Genomic DNA, 21,186 nt, shown 5'->3' with positions numbered 1-21,186 from the left:
CCGCGCCCCGCCCCCCCCCCCCCCCGGGGGGGGCGGGGGGGGCCCCCCGCCCCCCCCCCCCCGCGCGCGCCCCCCCCCCCCCCCCAAACCACCCCCCCCCCCCCGGCCCGCGCCGCCCCCACCTCTCCCCCCGCTTCGCGCGGGGCGAGGAACCCAAGCCTGGATCTACTCGGCCGCGTGGTGGCTGATCGGTGCCCGCACAGTCCCATACTGGCCGCTCCAGCGGTCGGTCATGTCGCAGCGTATGTCCCACAGCTCCGGGAAGAAGCGATGCAGGGCGCCGGCCTGCAGCAGTTCGACCGGTCGGCCTTTGAGCGATTTCGAGCCGAGCCCGATCGAGCGGTGGATGAGGTAGAGATGATTGGCGCGGAATTTCTGGAACAGCTCGTCGAATTCCATCAGCGCCTCGGCGACGACATAGCTGTCGCCGTGGTCATAGCTGACATCGTAGACATCCTCGACCGAGAGCCCGCGACCATCGAGATAGGACGCCTTGAACGCCCGCCACAGGTCCGGCGGCATGCGCAGCAAGAGCTTGAAGCCCGGCGATTCCTGGCCGCTGCCGTTGCCGAGCTGCAGCCGAATCTCCTGGTATTCCTTGGGCGACATGGTTTCGAGCAGGTCGAGCTGCGCCGTCATCAGGCGCATCAGCCGATGCACCCGCCCCATCAGCGCGACGATGCGATGGGTGTTCTGCTGCTCGAGGAAGTCGACGACATCGACCAGCGTGTAGGCGATGAGCTTCATCCACAGCTCCTCGACCTGGTGGACGATCTGGAACTGCAGCTCGTCGGCATTGACCATCTCGGCCAGCGGCTTCTGGCAGGCGAGTAGTTTGTCGCAGCTGAGGTAGACGCCATAGTCGCGCATCTCGGGCGCTTCGATACGGGCGTAATAATCCGGCTTGTCCATGGCAGCTGCTCCTTTGCCCGGCCCATAGGGTCCCTGTTCGGTCCGAGCCCGCAGTTTAGTCGCTTTTCACTTGAACATTGTTCCTTTGTGTTATCCAAATGCCAGAAAATGGAGGACGAATGTTCATCTATTGCGAATGTTTCGAGAACGTGTGATGCTGGATGCGGTCGACTGGAAGATCGTCGCGGCGCTGGAACGCGATGCGCGCACCTCCTTCGCAGTGCTCGCCGACGAGGTTGGTTTAAGCAAGACGCCGTGCTGGAAGCGGGTCAAGGCGCTGGAGGACGCCGGCATCATCCGCGGCTACTCGACGCGGGTCGACCCGGCCAAGCTCGGCTTCGGCATCGAAGCCTTCATCCAGGTGTCGATCGATTTCGAGCTCTCCGAAGCCTTCGAGGCTGCCGTCCAGGCGCATCCGCTTATCCGGCGCTGCCACGCCACCACAGGCGAGGCCGACTATCTCCTGCAGATCGTGACCGTCGACATGATGGCGCTGGACAGGATGCTGCGCGTCGAGCTCAGCCGCCTGCCCGGCGTGCGCCGCACGATCACCTCGATGGCGATGCGTGAGATCAAGGATGACATTTCTTTCGCCAATGCCGTGGGGCATGCGCAGCAGAGCGCTAAATCCGAGGCTTAAGAGACTGTTTCGAAATTCGCTCTGGCGAGTCATATGGTGGTGGTTTCGAGAACCGGCGCGCAGCGGACGTTTTGGTCCGTGAGCACCGGAAGCGCAGAAAACGCCATCAGATGGCCGCCAGAGTAGAGTTTCCAAACAGTCTCTAAGGCGTGTAGCCCAGCGCGACCAGCACGGACAGCCCTGCAGCCAGGCCAATTGCGATAACAATGCCGAAATGCCGTTCGAGGAATTTGCGCCCCTGCCAGTCGTATCGCATTTCTAAAAACTCCGCCGCGTAATCTGGGGCAGCGTGTTCAGGCGTCAAGGCCGGGTCCTTGACAGGCGGTAGACAGGCAGCTGCCATTGTTCATATCGTGGTTCATATCGGAACGTGGAACGACGGCCGAGCATTCCTGCGCTAAAGCTGGGCTTCGATGGCAGCCTTGTCTATGACAGACCATACTTCTACAATCTTTTTGTCCCCAAATTCATAGATAACATTCTCGGAAAAGGAAACTCTCCTCCCATTTACAGGGAGGCCGAGGAAGCTTTCTTTCGGCGTGCAGTCGAACCCGAGCCGGCTCGCTATGTAGGGCGGATCGGAAATCAGCATCTGGACGTTGAAATAAAGGTCCGGAATTTCAGCAAAGTCTCGCTCCAACATTTTGCGATAGCCTGATAGACCGAGCCGCCGGCCGTTGTGGATCACCTCATCATCAACGAACTGCCCCAGCTTCGGCCAGTCCTGCTTGTTCAGGCAGGCAATGTAGTCTCGGTAGAAGTCGGAGAGGTCGGTTCTGGTCACGGCGATTGCTCCCGTCTCTAGAAGGCCCGGCTGAAAGCTCATGCTCAAGCCGATGATGACATGAAGCAGCTTCATGCGCGGATGAGAAAGTGCTAGACAGCGTCACTTCCTCTATTCCCGCTTCGTCTAATGGTAGGACAGCGCCCTTTGAAGGCGTGAATCGTGGTTCGAGCCCATGAGCGGGAACCAGCATCGCCCCGCCGGGCAACCGGTCAGACCGGCGTGCCTCCTTTCCCAAACTGGCAAGGATGGTCGGGCCGATCAAGCAACCCTATAACCACCAGATATGACGGAGGACGACATGGCCGACGACAAATCCAGGAGCAAGCAGGACCGCAAACCGGCCGCCGGCGAGGAGCCTTACGACGTAGCGGCGTTTGCGAAAAAATATGGCATACCGCCGAGCGAGGCCGCGACCATCATCAAGCGGTACGGGCCTTCGAGAAAGAAGCTCGACGCGCATATGGCGAGCCGCAACGCCTGATCCGCATCGGCGGCGCCTGCAGGATAGGTGTTGCGATTATATTAGCCTGAGCGCATATTTTGTCAGCCGGTGAACCAACCAAGCCGGTCAGGCTCGGCGCCAGCCCCTCCCTCGATCCCCTCGACGCCGAGCCGCTGGGGATCGGCGGCCCTGGAGGCGAACCATGCCCATGTATCTCTCACGATTCAGCTATACGCCCGAGACCTGGGCGCGCCTGATCGAAAACCCCGAGGATAGACGCGAGGCAGCCCGCACCTACATCGAATCGGTAGGCGGAAAGCTGCACGGGTTCTGGTACGGCTTCGGAGAGCACGATGGCTGGAACCTGTGGGAAGCGCCCGACAACGTTTCGATGGCATCGGTCATGCTTGCCATTGGTGCGGGAGGAGCGCTCAGTTCGTACGAGACCACCGTTCTCCTGAGCGTCGAAGAGACGATGCAAGCGCTTGGCAAGGCGAAGTCGGTCCGCTATCGCCCGCCGGGAAAGTCCTGACCAGTCGCGCATCACGGCGCCGGACCGGTTTCGCGGACTTTTCGCCCGGCTAGCCCGGAGAGATCCGGGCTAGGCTCGCCGTCCGGCTGGTGCCGGCGCGCTCGCCCGTGTCTTGCGCGCCCGTGCCACGCTCGCTTGTGTCGCGCTCGCCCGGGTCGCGCACGCCCGCGCCACGATCGCTTGCAGCGGCTCCGGCCGGTGCAGCAGAAATCCCTGGCCGAAGTCAATGCCCATATCCGCGAGGATGTCGAGCGCATCCTGCGCTTCGATCTTCTCCGCCACCACGGAGCAGCCGAGGCTCCTGGCGATGCCGGATATCGCCGAGACGATTTCGCGGTCGAAGCGGCTATCGGCAATATGCTCGATGAACGCACCGTCGATCTTGATCGTGTCGACGGGAAAGCGCCGGAGATATTCGAACGAGCTCATGCCCGCCCCGAAATCGTCGAGGCTGACGCGGCAGCGCCGCTCGCGCGCCTTGCCGACGAACTGCTCGGCAGCTGCGAAATTGGTGACCGCGGCGGTTTCGGTGATCTCGAAGCCGATGCCGGAATGCGGCGCCCCGGTCTCGGCGATGACGGCGTCGACGAAATCCCAAAGCTGCGGGTCGCTCAGCGTCTGCGCCGACAGGTTGAAGCCGAGCGTGAGCGCCCCTGACTTCAGCGCCGGACCATGAAGCGACAGCGCCGTCCTGATGATCCAGCGGTCGAGCCGCGAGGCGACGCCGAACCGCTCCGCCGCCGGGATGAACTCGCCCGGCGGGATCAGCCGCCCGTTGCGCCCGGCGAGCCGCGCCAGGACCTCGACATGGCGGCTTTCTTGCCAGGGTTTTCCGAGCTGGTGGATTTCCTGGCCGAACAGTTTCAGCCTTCCGTCCGCCATGGCGTCGACGGTGTCGGCCGCCAGCCGCGCCGCATTGAGCCCGCTGGAACCGGACGTCGTCTCGGGCGAGAACACCGCGAAGCGATTGCGCCCGGCAGCCTTGGCCGCATAGCAGGCGTCGTCGGCGCAGGCGAGCGCGTCGGCCACTGCGGTATTCGCATCGGCGACAAAGGCGATGCCGATGCTGGCCGCGAGCTTGCGCGACGCCGCCGTCGAGCCGAGGTCGGCATCGCGAACCGCCGCGAGTACGGCGCCGGCGAGACGCTCGGCTTGCGCTGCGTCGCAATCAGGCACCAGCAGCGCGAACTCGTCGCCGCCGAGGCGCGCGGCGTGCACCGACGGCGGCAGACAGCCCAGAATGCGCTCGGCGACGCTCTTCAGGGCAAGGTCGCCGGCGGCGTGGCCGGCGAAGTCGTTCAGTGCCTTGAAGTAGTCGAGATCGACGTAGAACACCGCGAGCCGGCGCGCCGTTGCGATGTGCTCGGCCAGCAGCCGGTCGAAAGCGGCGCGGTTCAAAAGGCCGGTCAGCGCGTCATGGCGGGCCGCATGGGCAAGCTCCTGCTCGCGTTGCTTCGCCTCGGTGATGTCGCGCACCGTGCCCAGGATCTGGCCCGATGACTGGGCGTCGGCGAACCGTATCAGCGATTCGAGATGTCGGATTTCGCCGTCCCGCTTGATGATGCGGTATTGCACGGCGACGACCTTTTGGGTTTGCAGCGGCGCCAAATGGGCCCGCTCGGCGTCGGCCCGGTCGTCCGGATGCAGATAGCTGTGCCAGAGGTCTTGCGACACTTCGTCGGTGTCGGCGACAAGCCCGTAGATGTCCCGCGTCCGCTTGTCCCAGTAGCTTTTGCGTGCGGCGAGATCGTGGTGCCAGATGCCGGTGCCGCTGGCCGCCAATGCCAGGCGAAAGCGGACGTTGACCTGTTCAAGCTCTGCTTCCGCCTGCTTCTGCTTGGTGATGTCGGTCTGGACGCCCATCAGTCTGACCGGCCGGCCTTCGGCGTCGCGTTCGACCACTCCGCCGCGATCGAGAACCCATACCCAGTGACCGGATTTGTGCTTCAGCCTGAGCTCGGTTTCGATCGAATCGGTCAGGCCGGCAATGTGGCGTTCGCCGCTGGCCACCGCCCGCTCGCGATCGTCGGGATGCGTCAGCTGCAACCAGAGATCGCTTGTCTCCGCAAGCTCACCCTCGCCATAGCCGAGCATCTGCAACCACATCGCCGAGTAAAAACAGTCGCCGCTCGCGAGATCCCAGTCCCAGACGCCAAGATGCGCGCGTTCGAGCGCCAGTTCCCAGAACTCCCCGTCGCGATTTTTCTTTTCGGCCATGCTCTGGACTTCGCCCGCCTCGTCGCCGCCATTGTGTGGCAAAAGCAAAGAAGAAACCGTTACTGCGCAGCGGCCGGGGTGGACGGCCAATTTCTCTCACCCTGACACCCACGAGGCGGGAACTTTGCCGCAATGGCAGCCACAGCCGCGACGGCGCCAGCCCTCACCTCTTCCCTTGCGGGTAGATCGTCTCACCGCGCGTCAGCATCTCGACGAAGGAGGCGATCCTCTTCTTGCGGCCAGCCTCGGTCTTCATGTTGTGGATGCGGAAGGCGAGCGCGAAGCGGTTCTGCGCGCTGAGCCCTGCCAGCATCGCCTTTGCCTCGGGCTCGGCGTCTATTGCGGCCTGCAGATCCGCGGGGATTTTCATGTCCTTGCCGCTTGCATAGGCACGCGCCCAGCGGCCGTCGGTCTTCGCCGCATCGACCTGTTTGAGCCCATGCTCGGTCATCCGGCCCGCCTCGATCAGCCGGGCGACGTTGTCGACGTTGATCTGGCTCCAGATGCTCTTCCTGCCGCGCGGTGTGTAGCGCTGCAAATAGCTCTTGTCGTCGAGCCCCTTGCGCACGGCATCGATCCAGCCCCAGCACAGCACGACGTCGATGGCCTCCTTGGGCGTGATCGAAAGCAGTCCCGAACCGACCTTGTGGATCTTGATCCAGATTTCTGTCTTGGTGTCGTGATGCTTGCCGAGCCAGGTGTAGAAGCTCTCGGCATCGCTGAATTCGCGGACCTTGGCGGGGTCGACCTCGACCGGCGCCATCAGCGGGTCTGCCTTTCTGTGGTCGTCATCGGTTCTCCTTTGTCGCTGCTTGGCTCCGATCGAATGGAGCAACAGTGGCCTTGTTGCAAGGCCGGCGCGAAGCACCCCCCTCTGTCCTGCCGGACATCTCCCCCTCAAGGGGGGAGATTAGATGTCGCTTCGGCTTTCGCCAATTTCCAACGATTGAAGACGGGCGATGCGCTGAAACTTCCAATCTCCCCCCTTGAGGGGGAGATGTCCGGCAGGACAGAGGGGGGTGCTTCGCGCCGCCCATGGCGGTCCTTCGCATCGTGATGCCTTTCCTTCTCCCCTTCTTGTGGGAGAAGGTGGATCGTCAGCTTCACTGCAGCTGCGGTTTCTTGAGAAAGCTGTTGCGGTCGGCCGATTTGACGCGCAGCCAGGTTTCGCGGCCGTCGCGCACAACACGCAACGGGATCTCCGCCCCCGCCTGGTTCTGCCACAACTTGCGGTAGAAATCGGCGAGCCCGTCGACTTCGCCGTCGCGCACATCCGAGATGATGTCGCCCTGGCGCAGGCCGGCTTCGGCGGCCGGGCTGCCTTCGGCGACGCTCATCACCACGACCTCGCCATTGCTTTCGGCGGAGAAGGCGCCGAGCCATGGGCGCGGTGGCTTGGCAACCTGGCCGCGTGTCAGCAGATCGTCGAGGATGGGCGGCAGCAGGTCGATCGGCACCACCATGTTGATATCGGCGATCTCGCCGGCGCGGCTCATCTGCAGACGCAGCGAACCGATGCCGAGCAGCCTGCCATCCTGCCCGATGAGGGCCGCACCTCCCCATGACGGATGAGCCGGCGCGGTGAAGATCGCCTCGTCCAGCAGATACTCCCAATAGCCGGCGAATTCCTGCTTGGTGACGATGTACGCGCTGACCGCCTGGCCGATGCCGTCGGCGAGCACCACCGGGTCGCCGGCCATCGCCCTGGCCGCGTCGCCGAAAGCCACCGCGGGCAGGCCGAGCGGGGCCAGCGCCTGCACCAGGCCGAAGCCCGTTTCCTGGTCGTAGGCGAGCGCGTGCGCGGGAATCACGCGCCCGCTGTGGTCGGTCAGCCAGACTTCTTCCGCCTCGGTGATCAGATAGCCGATGGTGAGCACCAGGCCGTTGTCGCGAATGACCACGCCGCTGCCTTCCCGGCTGGTGCCTAGCGCATTCGCGGTGAAGGCATCATCCGGGATCGAAGCCCGCACCGTCACGATGGACCGCAAAATCGTATCGATGGTCATGCTCTCAATCCTGGCCATATTCACGACGACCGTTCAGAGGGCCGGCATCTTCTATAGCTATGGCGCATGTGACGAGGCGCAAGGGCAGGATGCAATCGCGCAGGCTTGCGCTGCCGATATCGACAATAGTTCAACACAAGTTGAACTTCCGTCAGCCCGCACTACCTGTATCTATGCAAGCTGATCCTCCTTAAGACCCTCTCCGCTCACATCAAAGGCCTCCGAAATGAACCAATACACACCGCCGAAAGTATGGACCTGGAACAAGGAGAATGGCGGCGCCTTCGCCAGCATCAACCGGCCGATCGCCGGCCCGACGCATGACAAGCAGTTGCCGGTCGGCAAGCATCCGCTGCAGCTTTACTCGCAGGCGACACCAAACGGCGTGAAGGTGACGATCATGCTGGAGGAGTTGTTGGCGCGCGGCCACAAAGGCGCCGAATATGACGCCTGGCTGATCAGGATCAACGACGGCGACCAGTTCGGCAGCGGCTTCGTCGAGGTCAATCCCAACTCCAAGATCCCGGCGCTGATGGACCGCAGCGGGCCAAAGCCGATCCGCGTCTTCGAATCCGGCTCGATCCTGCTGCATCTGGCCGAGAAGTTCGGCGAGTTCCTGCCGATCGAGCAGCCGGCGCGCGCAGAAACCCTGTCGTGGCTGTTTTGGCAAATGGGCTCGGCGCCCTATCTCGGCGGCGGCTTCGGCCATTTCTACGCCTATGCACCGGAAAAGTTCGAATATGCCATCGACCGCTTCGCCATGGAGGTGAAGCGCCAGATGGACGTGCTCGACCGGCGGCTGGCTGAAAGCGAATATCTCGGCGGCGACGCCTACACGATTGCCGACATCGCCGTGTGGCCCTGGTATGGCGGGCTGGCCAAGGGCCGCATGTACAACGACGCCGGCGCGTTCCTGTCGGTGCAGGAATACAAGCACGTGCAGCGCTGGGCCGACGCGATCGACGCGCGGCCGGCGGTGCAGCGCGGCCGCATGGTCAACCGCGCCTTCGGCGAGCCGGCGATGCAATTGCACGAGCGCCACGACGCCAGCGACTTCGACACCAGGACGCAGGACAGACTGGCGGCGGAGTGAGCAGAGCGACGGAGCTGGAGCGGATGACGCGCTGCGCAGTATCGGTCACATGCACCCCGAGATATATACTGGTTGACTAAAGTAACGGAACGTCCAAGGCACATTCCAAGAACCGAACATGTCCGCTTTCAAGCGGTTTAGACCATACTGTCTATCTGATGAACATCATGGTCTAGGCATGTTTATATTTGTGGTGGCCGACCTGAATCTCGAAACCGCATGCAGTCTCGACGGTCCAGTACTCGCGGGTCGCGGTCACTGTGTGTCTTTCGTTCGGCCCTATAGATCAGCCGGACGACGGACAAAAAATATCCAAGCTGCAGAACGATCAAGGTGAGGACCGTCCAGCCGAGCGCCTTCCAGATTGAACCCGTTGCCAAAAAAGTCGAGAGCGCCACGACGAATGCCGCGGCGGTCATCCCCACCAGGAACTGTGGAAAATTCATCGCTCTTCAAGGCCGCCCCGGAGCTTCTAACAGCCGCGACGACCACCCTTGCCCATTTACCCCGGACCAACGTTTTCACCCTTTTGTTGGTTTCGCAAGCGGCAAATGGATGGGAAGTATTTAACGCAACCTATGGTTGATATAAATTAAGAAGATGTCGGCGGGACAGTACCCCCTCTGTCCTGCCGGCCATTGGGGTGATGGCCGGTAGGCCAGAGGGGGCGCTGTCCCGCCGGCGTCAAAAGCTACTACAGGCGCAACGCTCAGGCCGACATGGCCAGCGGCCTTGCGCTCTTGTTGGGGATCTGAATGTCGATCTCCAGCGTCGACATCGTCTCGCCGCGATCCATGGAAACCTGCAGATAATCCTGGTCGATCTGCACGTGCCTGGCGATCACGGCCATGATCTCCTCGCGCAGCACCGAGACGAGATCGGGCTGGCTGCGGTTGCGGCGCTCATATGCGAGCAGCACCTGCAGCCGCTCGCGCGCCACCGGCGCGCTGCCGCGCCGCTTGAAGAGGTCTAACAGGCTCATGCTGCCCTCCTTCCAAAAAGCCGATCGAGAAAGCCCTTGCGCTCGAACGGCACGACGACCGGCAGGTCCTCGCCCTCGAGCCGTTTGGCCGCCTCGATATAGGCGCGGGCGGCGGAGTTGGTCGGATCGCTGAGTGTCACCGGCGACCCGAGGTTGGAGGCCTTGAGCACGTCCTGGCTCTCGGGAATGATGCCCAGCAGCGGCGTCGACAGGATTTCCAGCACGTCGTCGATCGAAAGCATTTCGCCGCGCGCCGCGCGCGCCGCATCGTACCGCGTCACCAGCACATGCTTGGCGATCTGCTCGCCCCGCTCGGCCTTGACGGTCCTGGCGTCGAGCAGGCCGATGATGCGATCGGAATCGCGCACCGAGCTGACTTCCGGGTTGGTGACGATGACCGCCTCGTCGGCAAAGCGCATGGCAAGCTGCGCGCCGCGCTCGATGCCGGCCGGGCTGTCGCAGAAGACGTAGTCGAACACCGAGCTCAGCTTTTCGATCACCTCGCCGACGCCCTCCTCGGTCAACGCATCCTTGTCGCGCGTCTGCGAGGCCGGCAGCAGGAACAGTGTCTCGACCCGCTTGTCGCGGATCAGCGCCTGCGACAGCTTGGCCGTTCCCTGGATGACGTTGACCAGGTCGAACACCACCCGCCGCTCGGCGCCCATGATCAGGTCGAGATTCCTCAAACCCACGTCGAAGTCGACCAGCGCCACCCTCTTGCCGGTTCTCGCGACGGCGGCGCCAAGGGCGGCCGTCGAGGTCGTCTTGCCGACGCCCCCCTTGCCCGAGGTGACCACCACAACTTTGCCCATCTATGCCTCCTTATTGTTGTTTGTATTGTTAAGCGTTTGATTTATGCGATGCGCTTAAGTCTTTGTTTTAATTCTAAAACTGCTGCATACTTTCGGGCGACTGCATTAGCTGAACGGCGCGATGCGCAGCGTGTCTTTTTCCAGAAACGCCTGCACCGCTTTTCCACGCAAGGCCGGCTCCATCTCCTCGGCGGTGCAATACCAGCCGTCGACCGACAGCAGTTCGGCCTCGTTTTTGCGGCAGAAGATGCGCGCCGCCGAATGGCCGAGCACACCGGCCGACGCCCGCCCGCGCAACGTGCCGTAGACGTGGATCGAGCCGGCAGCGACGATCTCGGAACCGGAGGCGACCGAGCCCAGCACGATGACATCGCCATGCGCGTGGAAGATCGACTGGCCCGAGCGAATCGGCGTCTTGACCATCAGCGTGGCCGGCGCGTCCGGCAGCCTGTCTTCTGGTTGCCTGTCTTCTGACTGCTTGCCCGGTTCCGCCCTGCCTTCTTCCGCCCTGCCCGCCTCTTCCGGCCCGCCGGCAGCCTTTTGGTCGGCCTGCATGAGCAGCCCGGCTGTGGCCTCTTTGGCGCCGATCAGCAAAGGCGGCAGACTGGGCTCAAGCACCGTGTTGCCTTCGAGCTCGATGGCATAGATGCGGATGCCGCGCAGGCCAAGCTCGGCAACCAGCGCTTCGATCTGGCTGACCGCGGGCTTCAACGTGTTGAGGTTGAGCACCACCGGGCGGCCGGCAAAATAGCCGGGAGAATTGCCGATCCAGCGGTCGAGGCTTTCCAGCCACTCCGAAAGCGGCGTCTCCGGGGTGAGCGTGAAGGCGACGAAGGAGCGGGCGCGAAAGCGAATGGATTTGGTCTCGACGGGGGCGGCGAAGGTCACGGACAGCGATTCCTTACTGATAGGTAAACGCTAGCCAGCCATGGTTAACGAAAGGTTAACGGAGGGCTGTTTGCGGCGTCCGGAAAGCTGTTACTGACAGGCTCGGCGTGTCAGCAGCCGCAGACAACGCTGGAAATCGCCGGCCCCTCCTCGACACCTTGCTGGCTAAGTGCCCTTCGCTGCGTCCTCGATCAGTTCCGCCAGTAAGCTAGAGAACCGCTCGTCAGCCCTATCCCCGATGTTTCCCACTTCTCTTGCCACCATCCCCGGCGAAGAGACCGACACTTGTCCACTCAGCTGGACGTTGACCGTGAACGTTCTTCCGACCACCTCCTTTTCCGTTCCCCGCTTCCTGTAGATTCTGAACCGAATAGATGGTGTTGATGCTTTGGCTTGGCGGCGTGGCGCGGTGTCCATCTCGACGGCCACCTCGCCTGCTACGTCAGCCCTGGCCGTTTCCAGCGACGCAACCACGACGTCGTTTAGCCAGGCCCTTGCTTGCGCGCCGAAGTCCACCCCCTCGGCCTTCTCATTGCCGACCTTCTCCTCTTGCTCACGGCGAGCTTCCTTGCCGCGGTCAAGGGCATCTTTGAACTTGGACATGGTGGTTTGCCTCCAATTGTGAGCGCATGAGACCAGCTGTCACATCGCCATGCTCCTCCTAATGGGTAGAACGCGCGCGAGCGGTGTGCGTTGCGTAGGCGGAGCCCGCGGTTCGCCGTGCTGCGCGCGGCGGTATCCTTCTGCCGCGGTCGATCGCCGGGATGGCGGCGGTGATCGTGGCGCTGTGGGCTGGGGTAGCGTGTCAGCAGCCGGCCGGAGAGCGCTGGAAATTACCTGCCCTTTCCCGCAAGATGCCTGAACATCCCTGGGCTCGACATGTGCAACCTCTACAACATCACCACCAGCCAGGAGGCGATCCGCCAGTGGACCCGCGCCTTGCGCGACAGTCTCGGCAATCTCGAGCCCTCCATCGACATCTACCCCAACCAGCCCGGCCCGGTAGTTCGCAACGCGCCGGACGGTGAGCGGGAACTGGCCAACCTGCTGTGGGGCATGCCGACGCCGGTCGAGCGCGTGAAGGGCAAGGCCGACTACGGCACCACCAACATCCGCAACCCGCAATACGGCCACTGGCAGCAATATCTCGGCGTCGAGAACCGCTGCGTGGTGCCGCTGACCAGTTTTGCCGAACCGAGCCCAACGCCGGGCGACAAGGACCCGGATACCGGTATCCAGAAAAACCACTGGTTCGCGCTGAACGAGGCGCGGCCGCTGTTCTTCTTCGCCGGCCTGTGGACGCCCTGGCAAGGCGTGCGCAAGGTCAAGGATGGCCCCGGCGAGTTCGAGCTCTACGGTTTTCTGACCACCAGGCCCAACGCCCTGATCGCGCCGATCCACGAGAAGGCGATGCCCGTGATCCTGACCACGCAGGAGGAAACCGAGACCTGGCTGACCGCACCGTGGTCGCAGGCCAGGCACCTGCAGCGCACGGCACCCGACGACGCGCTGGTGATCGTCGACAAGCCGGCGACACAGATAAAATTTCCGCCGCAGGCCCCACAGGCGCCGGTACAGGGTTCGCTGTTCTAAAGCTTGAATTTTTGCAGCACCCAGATGTAGCCCTTCGGCGGATGGTCCTGGTCGACGAACTGGGTCTTCACCGTCGTGTCCGTTCGGTTGCACCGCTTGCATCTGAATCGGATGGTCTCCAGCGGCTTGTTCCAGCCCACCACCTTGGCCACGTCGTTGGCCCGAAAACGCCCGACATGGTAGCAGTGGCCGCACTCGACGATCAGCAGCATGTTGGCCTTCGCGGCACGTCCAACGCTGTCCATCGGCCCGGCCATGGCCTCATTTCCGAGTCAAATAGCCCTCGGGAAGCGGAAGCAGGCCAAGATCCGGCATCCGGAAATCGGGCTCCTTCTCCGCTACGCTGGCCATCACCTCATGCAATTTTTCGACAAGCCCGCAAAGCTGCCAAAACAGCTCGCCATGCGCCTTCAGATGCAGTTGCGACGAAAGCACCGTCCTGCGCAGGCTGAGAGCGTCGCTGATGATCGCCTCGGCATGCCTCGCCGACAGCCTGTCAAACCGGCTTTTTCGTCTGCCCATCGCGGCTCTCCCCAGTTTGTGAGCAACCGCCCCACCACTGACAAATAGGAAGGCATTCCTCGCCAAGTCAATTCACACTTGACATTTTTGTTCCCGTTTTGTTCAATTTAAACAGAAACTGTCGGAGGCATCGTTATGGACCACATCGTGACGCTGGACAGACGCCAGGAGGCCGCCCTTCAGGCGATCGCCCAAAAGTTCATCGCCCAGCACAAGGGCGACGCGGTGAAGGCGCTCAAGGAGATGATCGTGCTCAATGGGCACCTGCAGGAGCGGCTTGACGCCGTGGAGGGACGGCGCCGGGCGACGCGGTAAGCGCTTAGAGATGACGGTAGCAGGACGCGTGTTCAATCGTGCCGTTCGAAGGTCGGCTTAGCGCCTATCTTGGTCATTCGAAGCAATTTCGCTGTTCTCGAAAGCGGACATCGGGAGCGCGAAGCTATTGGTCCTGGTTGCGCCAATTCCGGCCATTCGGCGGGCTTCTCCATTGCCGACATTCGCTCAACCGCAGGATTCGACCCGATCCAGTCATTTCCGACGACATCAGAACGTCGGGACTGAGAAGCCAAACCTACCTTTCGTCCTCCGCCAATCATTCAATGCCCCTGTCCGCGATCTCTACCGGTATTTTGGAACGCGGTCGTTGACCCGGCCTGATGTTCTGGTTGACGTGGAGGAAGTTGGTCGGGTCGTATTTGCCCTTCAAGGAGACCAGACGGTCGTAGTTACTGCCATAGATGGCCCCATTATAGAGGTTTCGGGCTTCGTCGCATTCGGAGCTCTCTCGCTCAATAACCGGGCCGCGCATCTCGTGGCAAGAGTTTCGGCTGCTGCAATCTGCGTTATTGCCCCCTCAGAGGCAAAAAGTTCGGTAGAAAAAAGAACTAATGCACTTCATGATTGAAGAACATTTCCGGCCTTTTAAGAAGACAAATTAGTCTGACGTGGGATATCGTTTGGACTATCAATTCGTGTTGGAGATTGAATTATGCCCCTGTTTCTAATCGAGCGAAATTTCGCGGAGCAACTGGAATTCACACGGGAGGGTGTCGAAGGCGTGACCCTGATCAACGACGAAATGGGCGTGCACTGGCTTTATTCCTTCCTCAGCGCGGACAAGAGAAAGACCTACTGCCTTTATGAGGCCGACAGCGCGGAACTGATCCGCGAGGCAGCGCGGCGGGCAAATGTTCCAGCCGACGCGGTCGTGGAGGTCAGCGAGTTTCATCCGGAAGTATTCGCGGCGTGATGTCCGTATCCGCTGAGCCAGGGCCACCCTGGCGAAGCCGGATTCGGGAACAACCCCTCGCGAATGCGACAATGGGATCGCCACAAGGACTTGACGGGATCAAGCGACAACGGTCGCGGTGACCCCAATTAATTAGATGAGGCGCTCTACGGTCGGTAGCCGTGCTTGACATTTCCATTTCATCACTCGCCACTTCGGATGGGTTCCTTGCCACCGTGCGATTGATTGCTGCGCTGTGACCATGCACATGACGGGGCCGACCGGTTCGTAAGCCACTATCACGCGCTCATTTCGGCATTGCGTCGGGGCAGCGATAAGACAAATGGACATCAAGAGCTGCATAACGGTTCCTCTGCACAAATTATCCTTGCGTGGATCAAAGATGCCGCGCCGGGTCCCATCCGCCGCATTTTTGGTTCTGGATTTCTGCCAAGGAAAGGGCGAGAGTTGCGCTGCGTCGGTTGCCATTCACGCCGTTGTCGAAAATTACTCAGCTATGGCATGCGTGCTGGCGTTGCCGAATTCTTCCACGGCGCGTTCCGCTTTGGCGAGGAAGAGTTTGTTACCCACACGTGAGATTTCGAGCCTCAGGCTCGGCTCGTCCAATTCGCCGGGCACGGAGATCGTGAGCGACTGGCCTTCAGCGAGGGTTGCCATGAAGCGCACGGGCAAGCCAGCCTCGCCATCCGCGATTGTTGTGACGACCCGATAACCGTCACCTTCACTGGTGTAATAGACGACGCCATGAAAGCCGCCGAGGTCGAGGCTTTCGCCTGCCATGACTGAAAGTTCGCCGGCATGCAGGGGAGTCGTCGTCAGGCAAAATGCCACAAGACCGATATACCTGCGCATCGTTTTTGCTCCGTTTTGGATTGTCCGCCCTAAGCTGATCCTTAGGGGCATGATGCGCCGATCGAGCGAGCAAAAAAATCCACCGGACTGATCAATTTGGGAGCATTTCCGGGCGGTGGTCATATAGTCAACTTTGACTATTTCTTGGCCCCCTTCCGCTCGACGGTATAGGTCGCAACCGCGGTTCGATTTGGCATCCCGGTCTTCTCGAGAATATGACGGACGTGATTGGCGACGGTGTGCGGGCTAATGAAAAGCCGATCGCCGATCGCCCGGTTGCTGTTGCCGGTCGCAAGCAGTTCCATGATCTGCAGCTCGCGCTTGGTCAGCCCGTCCTGATCATCGATAGAAGTCACCATTCGTTCACGGAGCTCTTTGCAGCGCCTTTGCAGAGCGGGCATGCCCACTTCGGTGGCAGTCGAGCGGGCCTGCTCAAGCAGGTCCGCCGCTTGCCCAACATTCCCCCCATTATCCATGATGGCTTCGGCATAACAGAAACATGTGTGCGCAAGCCAAATGACGCTGCCACAGCGTTCGTCGAACGCCAGTGCTACCTGGAAATGACGCTCCGCTAACGGCCAATTCCCCATGAGATTAGCCAACATGGCGAGATAGCGGTCGGCGCATCCGACGCATACGGTGACGCTGGCAGGCACGTTGCGTCCCGAATACGGCGCGAGCTGTTGGTAGATTGGAAAGGCGTGATCTCGGTCCCGCAAATAAACGCAGGTCTCAGCGGAATAGGTGAGACTGAGAAGCCACATCGCGTCACGGGGGATCGCCGCAAAATTGTTCGCAACTATGTGTCTATGAAGTTCTCGCGCTCTCTCCGTCAGTCCAAGTTCGGCGCAGATGACGGCAAGACCGGGAAGCCATGCCGATCTCGGGCCGACATTCAGGAATTCTTCCAAGACCGGCCGCAATTCCTCCAACCGGCCCTGTTCGCGGCGGAGCGTGAACATTTGAGTTCCGAAAGCGCCCTCGGCTCTATCTGGGGAGAAACGCCTGCCAATTAGAAAGGACTGCCGGATTGCTTCTTCCGCCCGCTCCCCGACGTCCTCCTGCATCGTGAGCACGACCTGCATATTCTGGCCGACGGCGCGCAGGAACGGATCACGCATGGCGTCGGCGACTCGGTTGTGCATTTCCGTGATCGTCCGTGCAGTTCTTATGTCGCCGACCTCCATGAGGTCTTCGAAGAAGAAGCCCGTCATCAGGCTGACAGGCCAACTCTGGTGTCCGCGCCTCTCGGCTAGTTCTATCGCCTCTTTCGCTGCATCGAGCCGCAGAGGCAAAAGCTCCGGCCACGTCTGCGCGGAAGCAATGGCGCACAAGGCAACGATAAGCGCCTGTGGGTCTCCGAGCCGGCGAGCAAGAGTGACGGCTTTATTATAGGCGTCCAGCGCTTCCTGTTTTCGCGACGCATAACCGCAGGCGCGGCAGAGTGCGGCATACAGGCAGACCTGTTGCTTCCAGTCGATCACAGTGCCCGAGTTCAGGACCTTCTCCAGAAGCTCGACGGCTTCTCCGCCTTTTTTCCCTTCACGCCACCGGGCGTCTTCGAATCCCAGGGCGGCACTCGCCAGCAAATCATCGCGCCTCCGATCTCGCGCTGCTGCTGCGGCCCGAAGAAATGTCTTGGCAGCGGCGTCCAGCGATCCGCCGTGGACCAAAGCCCACCCAAGCGCGAGGAGCAGTTCAATGCGGGTGTCGGTCTGCACATGCGGCAGCCGCAAGGCTTCCCGATAGTAATGAATTGCCTCTGAATGGGCGTAGAACGCGTCCGCCCACCTGCCCGCGCGCTGCAAATACTCCAGTGCCTTCTCATTCGCTTCGCTGGCGGCCTCCGTGAAGTGATGCGCCAAGAGCGGAAGGAACTGATCAAGGTTGCCGGCGTATGCATGTTCGATCAACTCGCCGGCCTCCCGATGTAGTCGCGTGCGCCGAGGCGGCGACATCGCATCGTAAAGGGTTTCCCGGACCAGAGCGTGTGTGAACTGGCAATAACCGCGTTGCGGCGCTTCCTCGATGATCCGGGCCTTGAAGGCTTCGTCCAGCGCCTCGCCGACGATGGATTTGTCTACATCGCAAAGCGATGCAACCAGCGAGTAGTCGAAAGTGCGGCCGAAAACGGCCGCCATCTCCAGAACGCTGCGACATGACACCGAAAGCCGGTCAATCCGCTCGCCTATGAGTGTGCGAATGCTGTCGGGTAGTGGTAAAGTCGAACCGGCGCTAAGCGCTGCGGGATTTGCCACGTATGCCCGGTCTATTTCGCGCGCAATCTCATGTATGAAGAGGGGATTGCCCTCGGTCTCCCGGTACACGGTTGCGCGGATAGCACGTGACAGATCTGCCGTTATCATCGCTGCGAGAAGGGCGTGCGTCGCATCCTCGCCAAGACCGGCAAGCTTGTGACGCTGCACCGAGGGACGCCCGACGACGCGAGAGAGCAACGCATTTACGGGATGGTCAGGCGCAATCTCGCTGTCGCGGAACGCTGCTACAATGACCAAAGAGCAATCCTGAGAAGCTTCGGCCACAAATTCGAGGAGTTTGATGGATGCACTCGAATCCTGATGCAGGTCATCAAGAAGTAGCAGGAACGATTCCTGCCGGGTCGCACGATGCCAAAATCGCGCATAGGCGTCGAAAAGGCGGAAGCGCGCTTGGTTTGCATCATCGATTGATGGCTGATGCTTCGGTTCCGATGATTGTCTGGTGAGGTCAGGGAAGAGGTCGGCAAGGATGTCCAGATCGGGCCCGACGATGGCGTTCCGATCCTCTTCCTCGTGGCAGAGCAGCCAGGCACGCCCGATCTGCAGCCATGGCCAGTAGATCGGCGTTCCCGGCTCCTCAAGGCACCGGCCCCAGAGGGGTCGGAACCCTTCGGCTTCAGCACGCGCCGCGAATTCGCGCATGAGGGCCGATTTTCCGATCCCGGGATCGCCGCAGACGAGGGCCATTTGGCCGCGACAACCCTTCGCCGACATCAACGCCGACGACAACGCTGCAAGCTCTCGTTCGCGACCGACGAACGTCAAAGCCGACCTCTATCCTCTTCAATTTCGGCAATCCAATACTCGCACAAACGTGCTGGATTGTCACAGAGCACGAGCGTGCCGATCGACGCTTCGCGATCTTTGCAGTGACTGGAGGAACCCGATTGAGACCTAGAACGCTCCGTAGCGGTAAAATCCGAGCCCGGCTCGGTTGTACCACAACCAGTCATTCAAGGGTTTCTCAATAGCGGCCGTTCACGCTGCGACTGGAGGCGACGCAAGGCGGACGTTCAACCTCATTCGGGAAGACCTGCCTTCAGCAAGCCTTCGCGCAGGTGCTCCGCATCGGCCGGATATCTGTAGTGCGGCATCTCCGCCCGCGGCTTGCGTCGGAGCACTTCGGCAGCCTTGGCGCGAGCTTCGTCGAGACGTCCAAGCTGTGCCAGGCAGGCTGCTTCGCGCGCCATCTGCCACGGAGACTTGGTGGGCCCGATCTTCTGGCTTGCCACCAAGGCCTCTTCGTAACGCCTTAACGGATACAGGCATAGGGCAAGAGTGCCCCAAAAAAAGTTCAAATAGGGATCGAGCCTGATGGCCCGGTGGAGGAGTTCGATGCCTTCTTCGGCACGACCGGAGACGCCGAGCACTCCGGCCAAATGAACAATGCCGATGGCGTCGTTGGGGTTGAGCGCCACACCGCGCTCGAGATGCGATATTGCCAGATCGTACTCGTCACGAAATCGGTAGACCTGTCCGAGGAACGTGTGACATCGGCTGTCGCGCGGGTCCAATCGGACTGCAGCCGTGGCAATGTCCAATGCACGTTGTTTGATGGAATCGGACGCACCGCCATAATGGTTCTCGACCAGCAGCGCTAGGGCCAAGTAGGCATGGGCCAGCGCATATCGCGGATCGAGAGCAACGGCCTGCTCGAACAATTCGCGAGCGAGACGGTTATCGTCCGGACCATAGCCGCGCAAATGCTGGATACCGCGCAGCAGACAATCATAAGCCGGTAGGCTGTCGGTCCGCTTGTTTGCGGCCATCCTGATTTCGGCGTCCTCCAGACGGCCAGCCACAGTGGCGACGATGGTCTGTGTCAACTCGTCCTGAACGTCGAAAAGCTCTTTGATGCCGCGATCGAAACGCTCGCTCCACAGATGGTTGCCTGGAACGGCGTCGATCAGCTGCGCCGTAATGCGAATCCGGCTGCCCATCTTGCGGACGCTGCCCTCGACGACGTAGCGAACGCCAAGGTCGCGCGCGACCCGGCGCACATCGACGCCTTTGTCGCGATATTGAAACGACGAGTTCCGGGCAATGACGAACAGCGAACGCGAGCGCGACAGTTCGGTGATGATATCCTCGGTGATGCCGTCGGAAAAATACTGCTGTTCAGGATCGCCGCTCATGTTGGTGAACGGCAGGACGGCAATGGAAGGTTTGTCGGGAAGGGACAACGAGGGACCGACGGCTGCTGAAGATACCGCACAAGCCGCGACCCTAAATACACGCACAGGATTGGCGATGTTCTTCAGCTGTTGCTCACCAATGTCTTCGAAAGCAAGCTCGAGTCGGCCATGGGTCTCATCGCGCACTTTTGCCGAAACGCAGATCCCGCCCGGCTCCGCTAGCGTCTCCAGCCGCGCGGCTATGTTGACGCCGTCGCCATAGACGTCCGATCCCTCGCCAATGATGTCGCCAAGATTGATGCCGATACGCAGAACGATGCGTCGATCCTCACTCAAAAGCGTGTTGGCCTCGGCCATTTTCTCCTGCAATTCCAGCGCCGCCTTAACTGCATTGACCGCACTGGCGAACTCCACCAGCACGCCGTCGCCCATGACCTTGACAATGCGCCCCTCATGGTCCCGCACAATCGGCTCCAGGACGGTCTTCCGCCGTTCCCTCAGCGCCGCCAGCGTTCCCGTCTCGTCGGCCTCCATGAGGCGCGAGTAGCCGACGACGTCTGCGACGGCGATGGCGGCAAGGCGGCGTTTGGCGCGTTCGTCGGCCATTTAGATGATGCCTTAGGGCAGTCTCCGTCGATGGTATTTGTGCTGTGCCACGATGTCCATTGGCTGCTATGGGCATCATTCCGAACATTGCTCAGGGGCCGACGACATAGGTCTGCGATGGGTCGAGCCCGCCATTCGTGCCGGTTTCGGCGAAGGTCTGCTTTCGGGAAGGCAGACGGTTCCAGGAAGTCTGCTCAGGGTCATGAGTGCTGATTGCGCCCGAAGTCCGCTTTCGGGAAGGGAATCCGGCGCGGCAAAGGTCCGGATTGGGTCAGGTTTTACCGTTCGAGCTGGCCACCGGAATGGGCAACTAGCGCCAATTCCAGTCAGCCAGATGCATACTCGCGGATGACCGCAATGGGGCCGTTTGCCGACCGGCAGTTTCTGGCGTCCAAAAAAGCGATAGCGGACATTCGATCCGGTAGGTCCGAGGCCCCTGACTGACCCGATTGAGACGTAGAACGCTCCATCGCGGTATCGAGCCGATGCCCGGCCGGCTCGGTCGCGCCACTTCCGGTCACGACATTTCTCCAATCCGGACGATCGCGCTGAGCCCGGATCCACTCTCAAGGAGGTGGATACGGCGCAGATCAAGAGCGATCTCGGCGCCCTTCCGGAGGTCCGGCCGCCTGCAAGGAC

General features: G+C 61.5%; 23 protein-coding genes and 1 tRNA gene. 8 read left to right on the top strand and 16 right to left on the bottom strand.

Annotation, left to right across the window (positions count from 1 at the left end; translation table 11 throughout):
• Nucleotides 1-165 precede the first annotated feature (165 nt).
• The gene (locus AC0L2K_RS31640; RefSeq protein WP_473533249.1) at nucleotides 166-912 is read right to left on the bottom strand and encodes a tryptophan 2,3-dioxygenase family protein; all 747 of its coding nucleotides are present in this window, start codon (nucleotides 910-912) and stop codon (nucleotides 166-168) included.
• Nucleotides 913-1,066: 154 nt separating this feature from the next.
• On the opposite strand from AC0L2K_RS31640, the gene AC0L2K_RS31635 reads away from it, so the two are divergent.
• The gene (locus AC0L2K_RS31635; RefSeq protein ID WP_473533248.1) at nucleotides 1,067-1,552 is read left to right on the top strand and encodes an Lrp/AsnC family transcriptional regulator; all 486 of its coding nucleotides are present in this window, start codon (nucleotides 1,067-1,069) and stop codon (nucleotides 1,550-1,552) included.
• A gap of 142 nt (nucleotides 1,553-1,694) precedes the next feature.
• Here AC0L2K_RS31635 and AC0L2K_RS31630 read toward each other — a convergent pair whose 3' ends face one another.
• The gene (locus AC0L2K_RS31630) at nucleotides 1,695-1,856 is read right to left on the bottom strand and encodes a hypothetical protein (RefSeq protein ID WP_287068712.1); all 162 of its coding nucleotides are present in this window, start codon (nucleotides 1,854-1,856) and stop codon (nucleotides 1,695-1,697) included.
• Nucleotides 1,857-1,949: 93 nt separating this feature from the next.
• Nucleotides 1,950-2,336: an ester cyclase gene (locus AC0L2K_RS31625; protein WP_473523486.1), complete on the bottom strand. Its 387-nt coding sequence runs from the start codon at nucleotides 2,334-2,336 to the stop codon at nucleotides 1,950-1,952.
• A 115-nt stretch (nucleotides 2,337-2,451) separates the two neighbouring features.
• Here AC0L2K_RS31625 and AC0L2K_RS31620 point away from each other — a divergent pair.
• The 3 genes from AC0L2K_RS31620 to AC0L2K_RS31610 all read left to right on the top strand — a co-directional run bounded on the left by AC0L2K_RS31620 (nucleotide 2,452) and on the right by AC0L2K_RS31610 (nucleotide 3,313).
• Nucleotides 2,452-2,525: transfer RNA gene (locus tag AC0L2K_RS31620), tRNA-Gln, on the top strand.
• A 112-nt stretch (nucleotides 2,526-2,637) separates the two neighbouring features.
• Nucleotides 2,638-2,820, top strand: coding sequence for a DUF3606 domain-containing protein (locus AC0L2K_RS31615; RefSeq protein WP_027155385.1), 183 nt, complete (start codon nucleotides 2,638-2,640; stop codon nucleotides 2,818-2,820).
• Nucleotides 2,821-2,983: 163 nt separating this feature from the next.
• Nucleotides 2,984-3,313, top strand: coding sequence for a GYD domain-containing protein (locus AC0L2K_RS31610; protein WP_027155386.1), 330 nt, complete (start codon nucleotides 2,984-2,986; stop codon nucleotides 3,311-3,313).
• Between the two features lie 69 nt (nucleotides 3,314-3,382).
• Here the strand turns inward: AC0L2K_RS31610 and AC0L2K_RS31605 are convergent, their stop codons facing one another.
• The 3 genes from AC0L2K_RS31605 to AC0L2K_RS31595 form a co-directional block, all read right to left on the bottom strand.
• Nucleotides 3,383-5,530 carry an EAL domain-containing protein gene (locus tag AC0L2K_RS31605; protein ID WP_473523406.1) on the bottom strand — a complete coding sequence of 716 codons (2,148 nt, stop codon included), beginning with the start codon at nucleotides 5,528-5,530 and terminating at the stop codon, nucleotides 3,383-3,385.
• Between the two features lie 163 nt (nucleotides 5,531-5,693).
• The gene (locus tag AC0L2K_RS31600; RefSeq protein WP_473533247.1) at nucleotides 5,694-6,293 is read right to left on the bottom strand and encodes a YdeI/OmpD-associated family protein; all 600 of its coding nucleotides are present in this window, start codon (nucleotides 6,291-6,293) and stop codon (nucleotides 5,694-5,696) included.
• Nucleotides 6,294-6,633: 340 nt separating this feature from the next.
• Complete coding sequence (locus AC0L2K_RS31595) at nucleotides 6,634-7,536, bottom strand: S1C family serine protease (protein ID WP_128170519.1); 903 nt, start codon at nucleotides 7,534-7,536, stop codon at nucleotides 6,634-6,636.
• A 226-nt stretch (nucleotides 7,537-7,762) separates the two neighbouring features.
• Between AC0L2K_RS31595 and yghU the strand changes: the two genes are divergently transcribed.
• Nucleotides 7,763-8,629 carry a glutathione-dependent disulfide-bond oxidoreductase gene (yghU, locus tag AC0L2K_RS31590; RefSeq protein ID WP_128247676.1) on the top strand — a complete coding sequence of 289 codons (867 nt, stop codon included), beginning with the start codon at nucleotides 7,763-7,765 and terminating at the stop codon, nucleotides 8,627-8,629.
• 709 nt (nucleotides 8,630-9,338) lie between these two features.
• On the opposite strand, the gene minE is transcribed toward yghU, so the two are convergent.
• The 4 genes from minE to AC0L2K_RS31570 form a co-directional block, all read right to left on the bottom strand.
• Complete coding sequence (minE, locus tag AC0L2K_RS31585; RefSeq protein ID WP_023803855.1) at nucleotides 9,339-9,611, bottom strand: cell division topological specificity factor MinE; 273 nt, start codon at nucleotides 9,609-9,611, stop codon at nucleotides 9,339-9,341.
• Entirely contained in the window at nucleotides 9,608-10,423 is an 816-nt protein-coding gene (gene minD / locus AC0L2K_RS31580; RefSeq protein ID WP_023803856.1) for a septum site-determining protein MinD, read from the bottom strand. The genes minE and minD overlap by 4 nt, the downstream gene beginning before the upstream one ends.
• Before the next feature lie 105 nt (nucleotides 10,424-10,528).
• Entirely contained in the window at nucleotides 10,529-11,311 is a 783-nt protein-coding gene (gene minC, locus AC0L2K_RS31575; protein ID WP_023803857.1) for a septum site-determining protein MinC, read from the bottom strand.
• A 165-nt stretch (nucleotides 11,312-11,476) separates the two neighbouring features.
• Nucleotides 11,477-11,914 carry a hypothetical protein gene (locus AC0L2K_RS31570; protein WP_023803858.1) on the bottom strand — a complete coding sequence of 146 codons (438 nt, stop codon included), beginning with the start codon at nucleotides 11,912-11,914 and terminating at the stop codon, nucleotides 11,477-11,479.
• Nucleotides 11,915-12,190: 276 nt separating this feature from the next.
• Here AC0L2K_RS31570 and AC0L2K_RS31565 point away from each other — a divergent pair, with 276 nt between their 5' ends.
• Nucleotides 12,191-12,904, top strand: coding sequence for an SOS response-associated peptidase (locus AC0L2K_RS31565; protein WP_128175135.1), 714 nt, complete (start codon nucleotides 12,191-12,193; stop codon nucleotides 12,902-12,904).
• On the opposite strand, the gene AC0L2K_RS31560 is transcribed toward AC0L2K_RS31565, so the two are convergent.
• Together AC0L2K_RS31560 and AC0L2K_RS31555 are read right to left on the bottom strand one after the other, a co-directional pair.
• On the bottom strand, nucleotides 12,901-13,161 hold the full coding sequence (locus AC0L2K_RS31560; protein ID WP_023803860.1) for a hypothetical protein: 261 nt from the start codon (nucleotides 13,159-13,161) through the stop codon (nucleotides 12,901-12,903). The two genes, AC0L2K_RS31565 and AC0L2K_RS31560, sit on opposite strands and share 4 nt — an antisense overlap.
• 4 nt (nucleotides 13,162-13,165) lie before the next feature.
• Entirely contained in the window at nucleotides 13,166-13,426 is a 261-nt protein-coding gene (locus AC0L2K_RS31555) for a hypothetical protein (RefSeq protein ID WP_091598970.1), read from the bottom strand.
• 135 nt (nucleotides 13,427-13,561) lie between these two features.
• Here AC0L2K_RS31555 and AC0L2K_RS31550 point away from each other — a divergent pair, with 135 nt between their 5' ends.
• Nucleotides 13,562-13,741: a hypothetical protein gene (locus AC0L2K_RS31550; RefSeq protein ID WP_128247673.1), complete on the top strand. Its 180-nt coding sequence runs from the start codon at nucleotides 13,562-13,564 to the stop codon at nucleotides 13,739-13,741.
• A 277-nt stretch (nucleotides 13,742-14,018) separates the two neighbouring features.
• On the opposite strand, the gene AC0L2K_RS31545 is transcribed toward AC0L2K_RS31550, so the two are convergent.
• A complete protein-coding gene (locus tag AC0L2K_RS31545) occupies nucleotides 14,019-14,234 on the bottom strand; it encodes a BBE domain-containing protein (protein WP_353817178.1) in 216 nt (71 codons plus the stop codon).
• Nucleotides 14,235-14,414: 180 nt separating this feature from the next.
• Between AC0L2K_RS31545 and AC0L2K_RS31540 the strand changes: the two genes are divergently transcribed.
• Nucleotides 14,415-14,675: a DUF4242 domain-containing protein gene (locus AC0L2K_RS31540; RefSeq protein WP_128247672.1), complete on the top strand. Its 261-nt coding sequence runs from the start codon at nucleotides 14,415-14,417 to the stop codon at nucleotides 14,673-14,675.
• 486 nt (nucleotides 14,676-15,161) lie between these two features.
• On the opposite strand, the gene AC0L2K_RS31535 is transcribed toward AC0L2K_RS31540, so the two are convergent.
• The 3 genes from AC0L2K_RS31535 to AC0L2K_RS31525 all read right to left on the bottom strand — a co-directional run bounded on the left by AC0L2K_RS31535 (nucleotide 15,162) and on the right by AC0L2K_RS31525 (nucleotide 20,547).
• Nucleotides 15,162-15,527 carry a hypothetical protein gene (locus AC0L2K_RS31535; protein ID WP_128247671.1) on the bottom strand — a complete coding sequence of 122 codons (366 nt, stop codon included), beginning with the start codon at nucleotides 15,525-15,527 and terminating at the stop codon, nucleotides 15,162-15,164.
• 137 nt (nucleotides 15,528-15,664) lie between these two features.
• A complete protein-coding gene (locus AC0L2K_RS31530; protein ID WP_473533246.1) occupies nucleotides 15,665-18,571 on the bottom strand; it encodes a helix-turn-helix transcriptional regulator in 2,907 nt (968 codons plus the stop codon).
• A 254-nt stretch (nucleotides 18,572-18,825) separates the two neighbouring features.
• Complete coding sequence (locus AC0L2K_RS31525) at nucleotides 18,826-20,547, bottom strand: adenylate/guanylate cyclase domain-containing protein (protein ID WP_473533245.1); 1,722 nt, start codon at nucleotides 20,545-20,547, stop codon at nucleotides 18,826-18,828.
• Nucleotides 20,548-21,186 lie beyond the last annotated feature (639 nt).

This window comes from Mesorhizobium sp. WSM4817, assembly GCF_055811135.1.
The sequence above is the reverse complement of the archived record's forward strand: the minus strand, read 5'-3'. Positions and strand labels throughout refer to the sequence as shown.

What these genes read in the sequence shown, in the direction of transcription:
- AC0L2K_RS31640 (WP_473533249.1), bottom strand. Translation starts at nt 912, where the DNA reads ATGGACAAGCCGGATTATTACGCCCGTATCGAAGCGCCCGAGATGCGC.
- AC0L2K_RS31635 (WP_473533248.1), top strand. Translation starts at nt 1,067, where the DNA reads ATGCTGGATGCGGTCGACTGGAAGATCGTCGCGGCGCTGGAACGCGAT.
- AC0L2K_RS31615 (WP_027155385.1), top strand. Translation starts at nt 2,638, where the DNA reads ATGGCCGACGACAAATCCAGGAGCAAGCAGGACCGCAAACCGGCCGCC.
- AC0L2K_RS31610 (WP_027155386.1), top strand. Translation starts at nt 2,984, where the DNA reads ATGCCCATGTATCTCTCACGATTCAGCTATACGCCCGAGACCTGGGCG.
- AC0L2K_RS31605 (WP_473523406.1), bottom strand. Translation starts at nt 5,530, where the DNA reads ATGGCCGAAAAGAAAAATCGCGACGGGGAGTTCTGGGAACTGGCGCTC.
- AC0L2K_RS31600 (WP_473533247.1), bottom strand. Translation starts at nt 6,293, where the DNA reads ATGGCGCCGGTCGAGGTCGACCCCGCCAAGGTCCGCGAATTCAGCGAT.
- AC0L2K_RS31595 (WP_128170519.1), bottom strand. Translation starts at nt 7,536, where the DNA reads ATGACCATCGATACGATTTTGCGGTCCATCGTGACGGTGCGGGCTTCG.
- yghU (WP_128247676.1), top strand. Translation starts at nt 7,763, where the DNA reads ATGAACCAATACACACCGCCGAAAGTATGGACCTGGAACAAGGAGAAT.
- minE (WP_023803855.1), bottom strand. Translation starts at nt 9,611, where the DNA reads ATGAGCCTGTTAGACCTCTTCAAGCGGCGCGGCAGCGCGCCGGTGGCG.
- minD (WP_023803856.1), bottom strand. Translation starts at nt 10,423, where the DNA reads ATGGGCAAAGTTGTGGTGGTCACCTCGGGCAAGGGGGGCGTCGGCAAG.
- AC0L2K_RS31570 (WP_023803858.1), bottom strand. Translation starts at nt 11,914, where the DNA reads ATGTCCAAGTTCAAAGATGCCCTTGACCGCGGCAAGGAAGCTCGCCGT.
- AC0L2K_RS31565 (WP_128175135.1), top strand. Translation starts at nt 12,191, where the DNA reads ATGTGCAACCTCTACAACATCACCACCAGCCAGGAGGCGATCCGCCAG.
- AC0L2K_RS31560 (WP_023803860.1), bottom strand. Translation starts at nt 13,161, where the DNA reads ATGGCCGGGCCGATGGACAGCGTTGGACGTGCCGCGAAGGCCAACATG.
- AC0L2K_RS31555 (WP_091598970.1), bottom strand. Translation starts at nt 13,426, where the DNA reads ATGGGCAGACGAAAAAGCCGGTTTGACAGGCTGTCGGCGAGGCATGCC.
- AC0L2K_RS31550 (WP_128247673.1), top strand. Translation starts at nt 13,562, where the DNA reads ATGGACCACATCGTGACGCTGGACAGACGCCAGGAGGCCGCCCTTCAG.
- AC0L2K_RS31545 (WP_353817178.1), bottom strand. Translation starts at nt 14,234, where the DNA reads ATGCGCGGCCCGGTTATTGAGCGAGAGAGCTCCGAATGCGACGAAGCC.
- AC0L2K_RS31540 (WP_128247672.1), top strand. Translation starts at nt 14,415, where the DNA reads ATGCCCCTGTTTCTAATCGAGCGAAATTTCGCGGAGCAACTGGAATTC.
- AC0L2K_RS31535 (WP_128247671.1), bottom strand. Translation starts at nt 15,527, where the DNA reads ATGCGCAGGTATATCGGTCTTGTGGCATTTTGCCTGACGACGACTCCC.
- AC0L2K_RS31525 (WP_473533245.1), bottom strand. Translation starts at nt 20,547, where the DNA reads ATGGCCGACGAACGCGCCAAACGCCGCCTTGCCGCCATCGCCGTCGCA.